Source organism: Labrys miyagiensis, from assembly GCF_030160835.1.
In the GTDB taxonomy this organism is placed as follows: Bacteria; Pseudomonadota; Alphaproteobacteria; order Rhizobiales; family Labraceae; genus Labrys; species Labrys miyagiensis.
Map to the genome: position 1 here is coordinate 120,978 of NZ_BSPC01000024.1, position 15,337 is coordinate 136,314.

Genomic DNA, 15,337 nt, shown 5'->3' on the forward strand with positions numbered 1-15,337 from the left:
AGCTCGGAAGGCAATATGAGCGAAGTACCATTCCTCGATTAGATGGAAAGATCTGGAATCTCTTTTGCATGCATGCAAAAATCATCTCATGACCGATCTGAACGACATTGCCGTTTTCGTGAAGGTTGCGCAGTTGGAAAGCTTCAGCCGCGCCGCCCACGCACTCAGCATGCCTGTTTCGACCGTCAGCCGGAAGGTGACCGCTTTGGAGCAGCAGCTCGGCGTGACCCTGCTGCAAAGAACGACGCGCAAGCTCAGCCTGACGGCGCAGGGGCGCGCCTATTTCAATCAATGCAGCGAACCGCTCGCCCATCTCCACGATGCCGAACGAGTTTTGACGCAGGCGCAGAGGGTTCCAGAGGGGCTCCTGAAGATCTCCGCGCCGGTCATCATGGGGCAAGAGCCGTTCTACGAGTTCGTGTCGTCGTTCCTGAAGACCTATCCACGCATACAGGTCGACCTGTTCGTCACCAATCTCTTCCTCGACCTGATCGCCGAGAACGTCGATATCGCCCTTCGCTTCGGGGAGTTGAGCGATTCAACCCTCGTGGCCCAACGCATCGGACGCAGCGTTCGCTATCTCGTGGCCTCGCCGGACTATCTTAGGGGCCGCGCCCTGCCCTCCAGACCTGAAGAGCTGCGCGATCATCAATGCGTCCTGCTGAACGGCCGCAACAACGAGGCCGAGTGGCATCTGATCAGCGGCAGGAAATCGGTCAAGCAAGCCGTTTCGGGCCCTATTTCCACAAGGGACCATCACTCCGTAAGCGCCTTCACCTACAGAGGGCACGGCGTGGGACTGTTGCCCTCGACCTATTGCGACGCGCAGATTGCCAGCGGCGAGCTCGTGCGCCTCCTGCCCGAATGGTCCTCGCCGGAAATCTTCATCCACGCCGTCTATCCCACGCGGCGTTTCATGCCCGCCAAACTGCAGGTGTTCCTCGAGGCGCTGAAAGCCTGGAAGAGCCCGTTGTGGCTGCCGCTGCGGTGAGAAGGCGGGAGGAATCACTTGAACCCTCAGGCTCCTGCCCTATGACTGGCATCACCATTTCAGGGGGCGTCATGCCGGACCGCGTCGATCTCGTCATCCATAACGCCCGCATCCTCACCATGGACCCGGCGCGGCCGAGGGCGGAGGCGCTGGCGGTGGCTGGCAACCGGCTGGTGGCGATCGGCGGCGAGGCCGAGATACTGGCGCTGGCGGGGCCCGGGACCAGGCACATCGATGCCCATGGGGGCACGGTGCTGCCGGGTTTCAACGAAGCGCATATGCATATTTTTGGCGGCTCCGTCAGCTTGACGCAGCTCTCCCTGTTCGGCGTCAAGGGTTTTTCGGCGCTGAAGGAGGCGGTCGACGCCTATGCGGCGCAGAACCCGGATCTTGGCCTGCTGGTGGGTTTGTCGGCCGACTACACCATCCTGTCCGATACGGAAAAGGTCACCCGCCACCATCTCGATGCCATTCTGCCCGACCGGCCCTTCCTGATGTTCGCGCCGGACCGTCACACGGCCTGGGCCAACACCGCGGCGCTGAAGGCGGCCGGCATCCTGGAAGGGCGCGATGTCGGCGTCGGCAACGAGATCGTCATGGGCGCGGACGGGCTGGCGACGGGCGAGCTCAAGGAGGCCAATGCCATCGATCCCGTGGCGGAGATGGGCATCACCGCCGGCCGAGATCATCTCGGCATCGGCACAGGCGGCGATCCCGCTCATGTAACCGCCGAGGAGCGCGCCTCGGACCTTGCCCTGATCCGCCGCGGCCTTGCCTATTGTGCCGAGCTCGGCATCACCAGCGTGCAGGCGATGGACGGCAATCTCTACCAACTCGAGATCCTCGCGGAGATCGAGCGCGAGCGTGGCCTGCCGGTGCGCGTGCGCATGCCCTTCCACATGAAGAACTTCATGCCGCTCGGCATGATCGAGGAGAAGGGGGTGGCCTGGCGAGCCCGCTTCACCGGCGACCGGCTGCGCAGCGATTTCGTCAAGGTCTTCGCCGATGGTGTCACGGAATCCGGCACGGCGGTGATGGTCGACGATTATGCCGACCAGCCCGACTGGAAGGGCGAACCCTTGTTCACGCCGGAGCATTTCGCACAAGTGGCGGTGGAGGCTGACAGGCTGGGCTTGCAGGTCGCCGTGCACGCCATCGGCGATGGCGCCGTGCGGCTGGTGCTCGACGGCTACGAGGCGGCGCGCAGGGCCAATGGCGCGCGCGACAGCCGCCACCGCATCGAGCATATCGAGGTAGTAAATCCAGCCGATATTCCCCGCTTTGCCGAGCTCGGCGCCGTCGCCTCCATGCAGCCGACCCACCCGCCCGGCTCCGCCGGCCTGCCTTTGGAGCCCTATTTGAGCCGCATCGGCCCGGCGCGCTGGCCCCATGCCTTCGCCTGGCGCACCCTCAAGGATGCCGGCGCCCGCATCGTCTTCGCCACGGACTGGCCGGTCTCCCCGCTTTCACCGCTGAGCTGCATCCACGACGCCATGACGCGCAGGCCCTGGCGGGAGGACATGCCCGACCAGCGCCTCAGCCTGCAGGAGACGCTCGCCGCCTATACCAGCGAGGGCGCCTTCGTGGAGTTCATGGAGGACCGCAAGGGCGTGCTGAAGCCGGGCTACCTCGCGGATATCGTGGTGCTTTCGGGGGATATCGAGGCGGTGGCACATGGGGAGATCGCCGCGTTGCGACCGCTGGTGACGATCTGCGATGGGGTTGTCACGCATCAGGCGTGAATTCCGGGTGCACGGGCATCCTGCCCGTTCTTGGAAACGGAACGCTTTGCAGCAGAGGAAGAACGGGCAGGATGCCCGTGCACCCGGAACTATTTCCCTTTCAGACTGTTCCGCAGCGCGTCTATCAAGTTGATAACATTGCCCTCGCTCGGCGGTGGTGCCGACGCCGGCTTTTTCGCCTTCCGTCCCTTCTTCTTCGCCGCGATGATTTCCTTGAGCTTGTCCTCGACCGGGTCCTTGATCAGCGCGGGCGACCAGGCAAGGCTGCGGGCCTTGATCAGCCTGTCGATGAGATCCCTGGCATCCGGATCGGGCTTTTCCTCCGGAATGCCGGCGAAGTAGTCGTCCTCCCGCCGGACCTCGTCGCCATAGCGCAAAGTCCAGACCACGATGCCCTTGCCGCGCGGCACCAGCATCACTGCCCGCTCGCGGCGATAGAGCACGAGGCGGGCGATGCCGGCGACTTTCGAGGCGCGCATCGCCTCGCGGATCACGGTGAAGGCCTCCTCGCCCACCTTGTCGTCGGGCACGAGGTAATGCGGAGTGTCGTACCAGATCCAGTCGATCGAATCCTCGGGCACGAAGGTCTGGATATCGATGGTGCGGGTGGATTCTAGCGCCACCGCCTCGATCTCCTCGTCTTCCAGCATGACGTAGTCGTCCTCGCCGCGCGGATAGCCCTTGACCTCGTCCTCCTCGGCGACGGGCTTGCCGGTGACGGCGTCGACATAGCGACTCTGCACCCGGTTGCCGGTCTGGCGGTTGAGGGTGTGGAAGCGCAGCTTCTCGGACTGGGAGGTCGCCGGCGACATCGCCACGGCGCAGGTCACCAGCGAGAGTTTGAGGTAGCCCTTCCAGAAGGTGCGCACGGCCATGGGGGTGCTCTCAGGTTTCAAACGAAGAGGGGTCCAGGCGTCATTCCGGACGATCGAAGGGAGATCCGGAATCCATGAACACTACCCTTGAGCGGCTATGTTCATGGATTCCGGCTCTTCGCTGCGCTACGGCCGGAATGACGCTCCCCGGCGAACGATCTCATCATCCGTCTATCGGCCTCCAATGCTTCCCAGCTTCTTGATCGCATCCGCCAGCGGCTTCTCGCTGTCGGTATATTCTGCCCAGGCCTTCGATTTGGCGATCAGCGCCGGCACCGCGCGCAGTGTGAAGGCCTTGGGGTCGAGGTCGCTGCGCACCTCGTTCCAGGTCAGCGGCATCGAGACGGTGGCGCCGGGACGGGCGCGGGGCGAGAGCGGCGCCACCGCCGTCGCAGTGCGGTCATTGCGCAGGTAATCGAGGAAGATATGGCCGCCGCGGATGTCCTTGGCCATCTTGATGACATAGCGCTCCGGCGAGTTCGCGGCCATCTGGGCGCAGACCTCGCGCGCGAAGGCCTTGGCCTCGTCCCAGCCGAGCGCCTTGCGGGCCGGCTTGGCCAGAGGCGTCACCACATGCAGGCCCTTGCCGCCGGTGGTCTTGCAGAAGCCGACGAGCCCGAGCGCATCGAGGCGCTCGCGCAGTTCGCGCGCGGCGTCGACCACGGTGGCGAAGGGCACGTCGGGGCCGGGGTCGAAGTCGAAGATCAGCCGCCCCGGCACCTCCGGCTCACCGGGCCGGCAGTTCCAGGGATGCAGCTCCAGCGCGCCGATCTGGGCGAGCGCGATCAACCCTTCCGCGCGGTCGACCTGGAGATAGGCCTTCTTGTCGCCTTCGACCTTCACCAGCTCGAGCAGGTTGGAGGTGCCGGGCATGGCGTGGCGCTGGAAGAAGGTCTCGCCTTCGATGCCGTCGGGCGCCCGCACGATCGAGCATGGCCGTCCCTTGAGATGCGGCATCATCCAGCCGCCGACCGCCTCGAAATAACGGGCAAGGTCTTCCTTGGTCACGGGCGTGCCGTCTCCGGCATCCGGCCAGAGCGCCTTGTCGGGATGGGAGATCGCCACGCCGGCGATAACGGGCTTGCTGGTCTTGCTTGCTGGCTTCGACGTCACTGATATATCCGCCTCCGCTAGATCCGCCTTTTCCGGTGGCACCGGTTTTTCCGCCTCCACTTCGTCGGCCGGCTTGTCCTCGCGCAGGCCCTTGAAGGCCGCCTGGCGCACCATGCCGTCGCCGGTCCAGCCGGCGAATTCGATTTCAGCAACCAGCTCGGGTTTTGTCCAGTGCACACCGGGCGCATGGCGAGGCGCGCCGACGCCGGTAAAGGGCGAAGCCTTCGTCTCGAGCGGCTTCAGCTTCGGCATCAGGCTGGTTACGGCCTTGGCTCCGTAGCCGCTACCGACGCGCCCGACATAGACGAAATGCCTGCCGCTATGGATGCCGACGAGAAGCGAGCGGAACTTGCCGTCGGTCGTCGCCCAGCCGCCCACCACCACCTCATGGCCGGCCCGGCATTTCGCCTTGGTCCAGTCGCCATGGCGTCCGGAGTGGTAGGGCGCGTCGAGGCGCTTGGAGACGATGCCCTCCAGCGAGAGCTTGCAGGCCGAGTTCAGGATGGCATCGCCCCCCGTCTCGAAATGTTCGACGAAGCGCAGGGCGGGATCGGCGTCGTGATCGGCGAGGAGGGCATGGAGGCGCTCCTTGCGCTCCGCCAGGGGCAGGGCACGCAGGTCCTCCTGTCCCTCGAACAGGAGGTCAAAGGCGAAGAAGACGAGATCTTCGCTCCGTTCCTCCGACAAGGCCGCCTGCAGGGCCGCAAAACTGGGTATGCCATGGCTGTCGAGCGCCACCACCTCGCCGTCGATCAGGCAGTCGGGCAGGGGCTCGGTGGCCTTGGCGAGGGCGGCGAAACGCCTGGTCCAGTCGAGGCCCTTGCGGGTGCGCAGGCTCACGGTGCCGCCGGCCTTGCGCAGCTGGATGCGATAGCCGTCGAACTTGATCTCATGGATCCAGCCCTCGCCCGAAGGCGGGCGTTCGACCACCTGGCAGAGCTCGGGAGACACGAAATCGGGAATTTGCGAGACTGTCCTCGCCTTTTCGGGCGGCTTGCCCTTGGCCTTGCGTTTGTCCGCCGCCAGCCCTTGCCTGGAATCCCAGACGGCGTTCGCCGCTCCATCCAGGCCGCGGGTCATGAAGGGCGTCGGAGCGCGGCCCGTGCCGGCGGCGATAGCGGACATGGAGCGGCCGGAGGCCACGGACTTGTCCTTCTTGAGGATAGCCTCGCCTTTTCCGGCGACGGCGGCCTCGTCGTGATGCTTGATCAGCAGCCAGTTGGTGCGCGTGCGGTCACCTTCGCGGTCATGCTTCATGCGCACCAGCACCCAGCTGCCCTGCAATTTCTCGCCGTGCAGGGTGAATTTGAGGTCGCCCCCGGCCAGGGCCTCTTCCGGCGATTTGCGTCCCTCCGGCGTCCAGGTGCCGCGGTCCCACAGCAGCACCGTGCCGCCGCCATACTGGCCCTTGGGAATGGTGCCTTCGAAATCACCATAGTCGAGCGGGTGGTCCTCGACCTCCACGGCAAGGCGCTTGTCGGCAGGATCGAGCGAAGGTCCCCTGGTCACCGCCCAGGATTTGAAGACGCCGCCAAGCTCCAGGCGGAGATCATAATGCAGCCTCGTGGCGTCGTGCTTCTGGATGACGAAGCGCAACTGGTTGGAGGCGGCGACAGCGGAATCGCCCGCAGGTTCCCGTGTCACGGAGAAATCGCGCTTGGAATGGTAAGGGCGCAGATCGTGCATCGCCATGGGCTGGTACCTCCCGAGAGGGGATAACGTAGGAGGGAAGCGGGTGTTCCGGCCGTGAGCTGGTTGGATGTGGGTCGAAGGTCGGGGGGCCTGACCCACCATAACCGAGCCGGCCTGCTCCGTGAGGTCACAGGGTCTTTGGTGCCGAAGAAGCGAGGCAGCGCTTCATCTCCGTCGAGCAAGAAACGCCGGGCTCAGGGATTGGTCCTGGGTCTGCAAAGGGGGATTTTGCGGCCTATGCAGCGACAGCCAATACCTTAGAGCAAAGCGCGTTTGGGTAGAAACGCAGCTTTACTCTAACTCTTTGTTTTCCGACGCGTCTTTGCGTTTTGCCGATTCCGTCAAAACACAAAACGCTCTAGCCGAGGACGTAATGGTAAGTCCGTCATTCAGGATTTACCTTAGGTTCTCTAAGATCTCATCGATACATACAGGTATTGAAGTACCTGTATCGTAATCTGCTTTTGGCGCTCAAGAAAAGTGCCACGTATAAAAGCAGAGTATTGATTGTTGTGTGGCCACATCGAAATTCTTCTGGATATTGTAACTCGTGTTAATTGCCATTGATCATCTTTACTATTGATGATAGCGTATAGGTAGCAAGGCATTCAAGCAGCCTCTTACCTGGATTGCGCCATCGGAACCTGTTGCCAGGCGCGAGCCCCGCGTCTGGTCATCGCGAATAATTCACCAGGACCTCCAGTCTTGGCGAGGAGTGCTGTTCTTGTTGATGGGCGAGGGACGCGACATGCCCCCCTTGAGAATTGCTGGGACGGTTTTATTCCTGTTCTTCTGGCTGGCCGCGACGCTACCCGCCGCGATGGCGGAGCCAGTCGATTTTCCTTCGGCCTCGATTCAGCCGCTGTCGCGGGCGAGTCCGGGCATACGACCCGACGCAGTCGACCCCAATGCGCCGCTCGACGAAGCCCAGGGCGGAATGACCGAAGCCGGTACGCCAGTCGGCAAGCGGGGAGAGGGTTGTTTCCCGGCCGAACAGCGTAACGTCTTTGAAAATGTCGACATGATCGCCGGCCCCAATGGCGTGCCGCAGCCCTTCAGCTACGTCGAGCATGGCGCGATCTCTGAGGAAGCCCACAATGCGATACGCGGCAAGAACACCTGGATGCTGTGGGGCGAAGGCAACGAGGCTTTCTGGGATTGGGTCGCGCAGCACGGCTATGGGGTGGACGATTTTCTCATCCTCGTCGATTCCCGGCGGCGCGACCGGCGTTTCGCGGAGAAGGGCCTGATCAACCAGCCTGGCATGAAGGCCCAGTACGACCCCGGCAAGACCATCCTCGGCCTTTACATCGACCAGGTCGACGACAATCAAGTTCTCTTCGGCCAGCCGGCCATAACCTCTCTGCCGCAAAACGGCTCGTCAGAGGGCTGTGCCCCCTTCAAACCCGGTGACGCGGAACTCTACAAGCGCGTGGTCAGTCAATTACCAAGGGACGGGCTGAATCCAATCGTCTACGGCTATCTAAGCGGGGTTCTCGGCTTGCGGCTGATGCCAAATCCCAATTTCTTCGGCGATACGAAGGATGCGGAGGCCGCACGCAATTACTGGAACGAACGGGTCGAGAAAACGGGAGGCGCCTATTATGGCGATCCCAAGATCAATGCCGATCCGAAGCTGGTGCGGCCCTTCCGTGTCAGCATGTCCTGTGCCTTCTGCCATGTTTCGCCGCATCCGCTCAATCCGCCCGCCGATCCCGAGAAGCCAGGTTGGGAGAACCTTTCCAGCACGATCGGGAACCAGTATTGGCGGGCGAACGCCACTTTCGGCAATCTCACCCGGCCAGACAGTCTTCTCCATCAATATCTGGCAAGCCAGCAACCCGGTACCGTCGACCCCTCGATGGTCAGCACGGATCATATCGACAACCCCAATTCGATCATCGCCATCTTCGATGTCCCCGCACGCTTGAAACGAGCCGACGAGAACAAGCCGGAATGGCAGGGGCCCGCCAATCTTCTGATCCCCAATCGGGGGGTCGACGGTCTCGACGCCAATCCGCGCCACGTGCCGCGCGCTATCGTGGACGGCGCCGACAGTGTCGGCCTGTTCGGCTCGCTGTCGCGGGTCTACCTCAATATCGGCGCCTATTCGGAAGAGTGGAGAAGGGTCCAGAACACCCTCATCGGTTTCCGTCCGCAGAGCCCGTTCTCGATTGCCTCCGCGCTGAAGGACTCCGTCTATTGGCGCACTGGCGACAAATACCGGATCCCCTACCTCGTTTCCTTCTTCACTTTTCGAAACGCTGAGACCGGCGCCACCGTCACCCAGCCGATGCATCTTGCGGACACCAGGGAAGGCAAGCCGATCATCGATGCGGAGCACGACAAGGCAACGCGTGGCCGCGACGTGTTCCTGGCGAACTGCGCGATCTGCCACTCCAGCAAGCAACCCGACAATTTCAGGCTGAAATTCGCCCCAAACTGGCAGCAGGGGCAGCCGACCGACAGAGTCTCACCCCCCACCCTGACGCTGCCAATGGATTTTGCCGACTGGGAAGGGTTCGTTCGCAGCCAGCCCTACGTGGATTATGTCGATCAGATCAAGAAAAAGGCCGATCTATCAACGGCATCAGGCGCCTCCTTCTTCAAGGACAACTTCCTGTCGACGGACATAAGGGTGCCGGTGACCCTCGTAGGCACCAACAGCGCCCGGGCCGTCTCCACCAACGGCATGCGTGGCCAGGTGTGGGACAATTTCTCGTCCGAGACCTACAAACACCTTCCCGCGGTCGGCGAGATACGCTTTTACAACCCGTTCTCCGGCAAGCCCGTGGACAGTTGGGGGAACAATGATTCCTACACCCCGCCAGGCGGAGGTCCGGGATATTACCGACCGCCCTCACTGATCAGCCTGTGGGCGACCGGGCCTTATTTGCACGACAATTCGCTCGGCCGCTTCACGGGCGATCCGTCCATCAATGGGCGGCTCCAGGCCTTCGACGACGGTATCGACAAGCTGCTTTGGAACAGCAGGCGCAGCAACGGCGAGTATCCGCATGCGGGAGACCTGCGGGCCGACAAGGAGCTGACCGGAGGTGACCCGGGCTTCATCTACCGGACAACGCAGACGAGCTGGATCGCCTTTCCTGCGCGGTTCATCCGGCCGCTCTTCGAGGGCATCATCGGCTCGTGCTGGGTCTCCTTCCTGTCCTGGTATCTGTGGGTCGGTCTTGGGCTGGCTCTGATCTTGCTGCTTTTCGTAGCGCGGGGCCGCCATGGGGGATTCCTGCTGGCGCTATCAGCCTTTGCCAGCGGCGCGTTCCTCTATCTGTCGGGGATCGGCGCGATCTACCACGCATTGTGGCTTATTCCGATCGTGGCAGCCCTGGGCGCCCTTCTCCTGTGGACCTTCCTGCAGGGAGTTTGGCCAGGCCGGATCGTCGTTTTCGCCTTCCTCGTGCTGACCGCCGTGGCCGGTTGGCACGTGCATTACTTCATTGAGGGAGAAGAGGGCGATCTCAGGGTCGGCCCCATCCCGAAAGGCACGCCCATCAGCCTGCTGATGAACGTCAATCCTGCGGCATCGACGGGAGACCTTGCCGAGGCGGCGTTCGGGATAACGCGGGGCATATTACGCATCAACAAAAAAGGCCTGACCGACGACAGGGCGTGGTGGGCATTCAGCAAGGAAGCGGCGATTCCGCTGATGCGCGCGAGCAAGTGCCCCGATTTCGTGCTCGATCGCGGCCATTGGTTCGCCGAGTCCCTGACCGACGACGACAAGAAAGATCTCAAGGCCTTTCTGAAGACTCTTTGAACCGGGGCAGGTAGGGGCGGGGAATGAGGCAAGCGGAACAAGTGGCGCAGAGCCTGCAGCAGGCGCAGAACCCGGATACGACGCCCTTCGACTATATCGTCGTCGGGTCCGGCGCCGGCGGTGGCCCGCTGGCGGCGCGGCTGGCGCTCGGCGGCCAGCGCGTGCTGGTCATCGAGGCGGGCGTCGATCCGATCAGCGATAACGAGCACTCGGAAGCTCACAGGGTCCCTATCTACAATGCCGCCGCAACAGAAGATCCAGTGACCAGTTGGGCTTTCTCCGTCCGCCAATACGAGGATGATGAGAGGCAGAAGCGAAGCACCAAATATTGTTTGCGGGACGATCCGGCACAAAGTGGGGGGAAGGGCGGTATCTTCTATCCGCGTGCCGCGGCCTTGGGCGGCTGCACATGTCATCACGCCATGGTCTTCGTTCGTCCGAACGACTCGGACTGGGACAGCCTCGCGGATCTGACGGGTGATGATTCCTGGCGCTCCGAGACGATGCAAGGCTATTTCCCACGCCTTGAGCGCTGCCTCTACTACCAGGTCTACAAGGGATTTTTTGGGCGCCTGCTCGGCGGGATCCTGTGGCTGGTCCAGTGGCTTGCGACCTTGATCGCTCCGCGCTTTCAGCTTGATCCGAACGGCCATGGCTCCAGGGGATGGCAGCCGACGAGTTTTATCGATCCGCTGGTGATCGTCGGCATCGCGCGGCGCGATTTCATCCTGCTCAGGCTGCTTTGGGATGTGCTGTGGGCATCATTGAAGAGCAAGGTCGAGCGCCGGATTCTGTGGCGTGCGCTTGTCCGCTGGCAGATCGTGCAGTTTTTGGATCCGAATGTCCGGGCCAACTATGCCCGCTTCCTGGAATACCGCGCCCGCCTGTGCCTGATCCCAATCGGCACGGATGGCAGCGAGCGTTCCGGCCTGCGCGAATGGCTTCTCAAGGTCAGAGGCATGCATCCCGACCGCTTGGTGCTTCTGACCGGCGCACATGCGACACGCCTCGTCTTTGATCGGGACAAGGATCGGGCCTCGCCAAGGGCCATTGGCGTCGAGGTCCTACGTGGCGCGCATCTCTACAGGGCAAGTCCCAAGAGCGGTTCGGCAATCTCACAGGGCACCGAGCAATACTTCGCCCGGCGCGAGGTGATCGTGAGCGGTGGCGCCTTCAACTCGCCACAACTGCTCATGCTGAGCGGAATCGGAGATGTCGGGCAACTGCAGAGCCTGGGTATCCGCAGCCTTCGGAACGCGAGGGGCCACAAGATAGCGGCCCCGATCAATCTGCCTGGCGTCGGCCGCAATCTCCAGGATCGCTACGAGGTCAGCGTCATCACCAAGATGCACAAGGAGTTCGCCACTCTGAAGGGCGCCACCTTCATTCCGGGAGACAAGAATGACCCGCACCGTGCGCAGTGGCTGAGGGACAGAACCGGCCTCTACACCATCAATGGTTCCGCCCTGGCATTGCTGGTGTCGTCCAGCCGCAACCAGAACCTGCCGAATCCCGATCACCTTGTTCTCGGCGTGCCGGCTGCCTTTCGCGGCTATTATCATGGCTGGTCCCAGCAATTGCTGAAGCGCACCATTGGAGCTGGCGAGGATGAGCGCAAATTCTGGAGCTGGGTCGTTCTCAAGGCCTATACGGACAACAATCTCGGCACGGTGACCCTCAGGACAGCCAACGCGCTGGATGTGCCTGAAATCAACTTCCACTCCTTCTCTGAATCGCCCGAGAAAGGGATCAACGATCGCGAGGCGATCGCCGATGTGATCAAACGGCTGCGCGAGATCAATGGCGAGATCAAGGGTATTGCGGAAGAGATCCAACCCGGCCCCAAGAAGGGGAATGACTCCCGCGCCCTGCGCGAATGGATCGAAGACGAGGCGTGGGGCCATCATGCCTGCGGCACCTGCAAGATTGGCGCAGACCGCTGGCAAGAGGACGTCGCAAACCTCACGGACAATAGAGCGGTCGTCGACAGCGCGTTCCGTGTCCACGGCGTCCGCGGCCTGAGGGTGGTCGACGCGTCGGTGTTTCCGCGGATTCCCGGCTATTTCATCGTGGTGCCGACTTTCATGATAGCGGAGAAGGCAGCAGACGTGATCCTCGCAGACTCGAAGGCCTATCCCAGCAAGGTCGAGTGCCGCGAAAGCGCAGCCATCCAGGCCCGTCGCGAAGTGGTCAAACCAAGCCCGAACCCACCGACGGAGCCTGCAACCACATTGCCCGAGGACTGTATCGGCCTGGCGCTGTCGGGCGGCGGCATCCGCAGCGCGACCTATTCGCTCGGCGTTCTGCAGGGCCTGGCCGCCACCGGAATGCTGCGGCGGATCGATTTCATGTCCACGGTATCGGGCGGCGGCTTTGCCGGTGCCTTCCTCGGACGGTTGTTCACCCGCCTGAAATGCTATGGCGGCGACAAGTTCGCGAAGGTCGAGGCGATCCTCAAGGATGTGAATGCGCCGGAGATCTGGTGGCTGCGTCGCCATGCCGATTATCTGGCTGGCGCCGGATTGTCCGACCTTGAAACGAGCTTGGCCGTGCTGATCCGCAATCTCGTTTCGGTCTTCTTCTGTATCGGCCTGCTGTTCTTCGGTGTGCTCGGCGGCCTGCGGCTGATCGCGGACTGCGCCTTGCCCGCGGTTCCCGGGAGCTGGACGATCTGGGGTGTCCCGCTCTCGCCGTGGTGGTGGATACCGGCGGCGGTGCTGGCGCTGGGCGTGCTGCCCTTGTGCATCGGTTATTGGCTGACCCCCTCGGGACGGCGAAGATCGCAATATGCGCCTCTGGGCCTGCTGGCCTGGAGCGCCCTGTTGATCGCGGCGATCACGGCCGTGAGCGTTGCGGGTCTCGGCTGGTGGGGGCTGCTGGTCATCGGCATCCTCGTGCTGGCCTGGTTGTGGCAGGAGGCGGTCCGCTGGGGCACGCCATCGGAGCAACCGATCGTCAAGGCGGCGTGGACGCGAAGCAGCGGGTGGGGGCGTCAGCAGCAGGACAGGGCGGTGGGCCTGGCGACGCTCTATCGCAACCGCTTGGCGCGTACGCTCGGCAGTTTCCTGTTCCTGCTCGCCGCCGCCATCGCTTTCGTGCTGATCGATACATTCGCCCGTACGGCGTTCAGCATCTCGATCGCGCCCATGATTGGCGGCCTGCTGCTTGCGGTCACCTCGTTTCTGCCTTTTGCCCGCAGGGTTGCGATGATCCTGTTGCCCAAGGACGCTCCGCCCGTGTCGCCACTGCGTGCCATGGCCGGGAAGGCCCTGCTCGCCGTCGTGGTATTCGTGCTGGCGACGGCGTTGTTCTTCGCCATCGACGCGATCGCACATGCGGCCATCGATGCAGGGCACGGGATCGGCATCTGGGCGGTCGCCGCGGCTCTAGGCTGCTCGGTCGCCTTCGGCCGCGCGATCAATTTCGTGAACCTGTCGTCGCTCCAGCAGCAACTCACCCAGCAACTGGCCCGCACCTTCCTCGGCGCCTCGAACGACCGGCGTGTGCATCCGGTGGGAGCCACCAGCCCCGTCCCGGTCCAGGTGCCGGACGAGGACGATGATCAGTCGTTCGGCAATTATCATCCCGAGAAAAGCGGTGGACCGCTGCATCTGGTCAGTGTCTGCGTCAATCAGACGGTCGACCATATCTCCGGCCGCCAGCTTCGGCAGAACAAGGGCCTGCCGATGTGCGTCGGACCGGTGGGGTTGAGCGTGGGCCGGCAATATCACGCGCTCTGGGAGCGCAACGCAGACCCGTCCGGCCAATGGGCCGAGGTGCGCGCCCTGCCCGTTGCGCCGGATCCGAACGCCTTCCACGTCCTCGCGAGAACCGACAGTGAGACGGCATCGGTCGAGCAGCTCAGCCTGGGCCGCTGGATTGCCATATCGGCCGCATCGCTGTCGACGGGGGCCGGACGCACCGGCTCGCTGCCGAAATCGCTTCTGCTCGGCCTGTTCAATTTCCGGCTGGGCTATTGGTGGAACAGCGGAATCCCCGCCTCCAGGCGGCCGAGCCGCTATCCGCCGAACCTGTGGCGGCGCATCAAGTCGCTGCCCTCGGTCATCTTCGCCACACAAGCCATGATTCTCGAGGAATGGCGCGACTATTTCGAAGGGCCGTCGGCAAGACGCTGGTATCTGAGCGACGGCGGGCATTTCGACAACACCGGCCTCTATGAACTCATTCGCCGCAGATTGCCCTTTATCGTCGCCGTGGATGCGGGCCAGGATAGGGATTACCGGTTCGACGACCTCTCGATCCTGGAGCGGCAGGTTCGGCTCGATTTCAATGCAAGAATCGACTGGCTCGATCCCCAGCCAGCTCCGGGAGCCGCGATTTCATGGCGCGTGTTCGGCACAGCCATCCCGAATTGGATCACGGCCCTGATCATCCATCCTGAGAGGCTGGGCCGGCTTGACCAGACCAAGCGCAACGGGTCCGTCGTGGGGGCGTTGGCACGGATTACATACGAGGATGACTCGGAGAAGGTGAGCTGGCTTCTGCTCGTCAAAGCCAATCTGGCGCCGGCCGTGCCGGCCGATGTCACGAATTATGCCGTGACTCATCCGGATTTTCCCAATGAGAGCACCATCGACCAGTTCTTCGGCGACGATCAATGGGAGAGCTACAGGTCGCTCGGCGAAAACGCCGCACGGTCGCTCTTTGGCAGATAGTTCGGCCCCATCATAGCCGGTGCCACCCCAGGCGCGGGGTGGCCTGCCTACTTCTTCCGCTTCTTCCCGGTGGCGGTGGCGCCTTCGGTCTTGGAAGCAGAAGTCTCGGCCATTTCCGTGGAGCTATCGCCGCTGTCAGCCTCTTCCTCAAAGGCGTCTCCAGCAAGGCGATGCTTGATGGCAAGGGCATAGATGACGTTCAGAATGGTGCGGTCAGTCAAGGATGGGTCGCTGAGCGCCAGGAAACCGGCACGCACAATGCGCTTGCTGTTGGCCTTCGGCACTTTCTTGATAATGAAGCTGTATAGCGCGTCGTCAGTCAGTCCGGATGTCGCTCCTTCAATCAGATATTCGTAAATCTTTTTCTTCGCATCGCCCACGAGTCTGTCCTCTATATAGGATTTGGCAAGAATCGCGCAGACCATGCGTCACGGCTTTGTCATAAACAACACCTTCATCGGGCGTAGTTT

The 15,337-nt window shown here is 62.8% G+C and carries 7 protein-coding genes; 4 read left to right on the plus strand and 3 right to left on the minus strand.

Annotated elements, in window-relative coordinates:
- Positions 1-88: 88 nt before the first annotated feature.
- Together QQL24_RS13825 and QQL24_RS13830 are read left to right on the plus strand one after the other, a co-directional pair.
- Positions 89-991: a LysR family transcriptional regulator gene (locus tag QQL24_RS13825; RefSeq protein WP_284312749.1), complete on the plus strand. Its 903-nt coding sequence runs from the start codon at positions 89-91 to the stop codon at positions 989-991.
- A 41-nt stretch (positions 992-1,032) separates the two neighbouring features.
- Positions 1,033-2,733, plus strand: a complete 1,701-nt coding sequence (locus QQL24_RS13830; protein ID WP_284312750.1) for an amidohydrolase — start codon at positions 1,033-1,035, stop codon at positions 2,731-2,733.
- Positions 2,734-2,822: 89 nt separating this feature from the next.
- Here the strand turns inward: QQL24_RS13830 and ku are convergent, their stop codons facing one another.
- Positions 2,823-3,608, minus strand: coding sequence for a non-homologous end joining protein Ku (gene ku, locus QQL24_RS13835; protein WP_284312751.1), 786 nt, complete (start codon positions 3,606-3,608; stop codon positions 2,823-2,825).
- A gap of 171 nt (positions 3,609-3,779) precedes the next feature.
- Positions 3,780-6,413, minus strand: a complete 2,634-nt coding sequence (gene ligD, locus QQL24_RS13840) for a DNA ligase D (RefSeq protein ID WP_284312752.1) — start codon at positions 6,411-6,413, stop codon at positions 3,780-3,782.
- A gap of 748 nt (positions 6,414-7,161) precedes the next feature.
- Between ligD and QQL24_RS13845 the strand changes: the two genes are divergently transcribed.
- Together QQL24_RS13845 and QQL24_RS13850 are read left to right on the plus strand one after the other, a co-directional pair.
- On the plus strand, positions 7,162-10,191 hold the full coding sequence (locus tag QQL24_RS13845) for a hypothetical protein (RefSeq protein ID WP_284312755.1): 3,030 nt from the start codon (positions 7,162-7,164) through the stop codon (positions 10,189-10,191).
- A gap of 23 nt (positions 10,192-10,214) precedes the next feature.
- Entirely contained in the window at positions 10,215-14,867 is a 4,653-nt protein-coding gene (locus QQL24_RS13850) for a GMC oxidoreductase (RefSeq protein WP_284312756.1), read from the plus strand.
- Between the two features lie 47 nt (positions 14,868-14,914).
- Here the strand turns inward: QQL24_RS13850 and QQL24_RS13855 are convergent, their stop codons facing one another.
- Positions 14,915-15,247 (minus strand): hypothetical protein, encoded by a 333-nt coding sequence (locus QQL24_RS13855; protein ID WP_284312757.1) that lies wholly within the window; start codon positions 15,245-15,247, stop codon positions 14,915-14,917.
- Positions 15,248-15,337 lie beyond the last annotated feature (90 nt).

What these genes read in the sequence shown, in the direction of transcription:
- QQL24_RS13825 (WP_284312749.1), top strand. Translation starts at nt 89, where the DNA reads ATGACCGATCTGAACGACATTGCCGTTTTCGTGAAGGTTGCGCAGTTG.
- QQL24_RS13830 (WP_284312750.1), top strand. Translation starts at nt 1,033, where the DNA reads ATGACTGGCATCACCATTTCAGGGGGCGTCATGCCGGACCGCGTCGAT.
- ku (WP_284312751.1), bottom strand. Translation starts at nt 3,608, where the DNA reads ATGGCCGTGCGCACCTTCTGGAAGGGCTACCTCAAACTCTCGCTGGTG.
- ligD (WP_284312752.1), bottom strand. Translation starts at nt 6,413, where the DNA reads ATGGCGATGCACGATCTGCGCCCTTACCATTCCAAGCGCGATTTCTCC.
- QQL24_RS13845 (WP_284312755.1), top strand. Translation starts at nt 7,162, where the DNA reads ATGCCCCCCTTGAGAATTGCTGGGACGGTTTTATTCCTGTTCTTCTGG.
- QQL24_RS13850 (WP_284312756.1), top strand. Translation starts at nt 10,215, where the DNA reads ATGAGGCAAGCGGAACAAGTGGCGCAGAGCCTGCAGCAGGCGCAGAAC.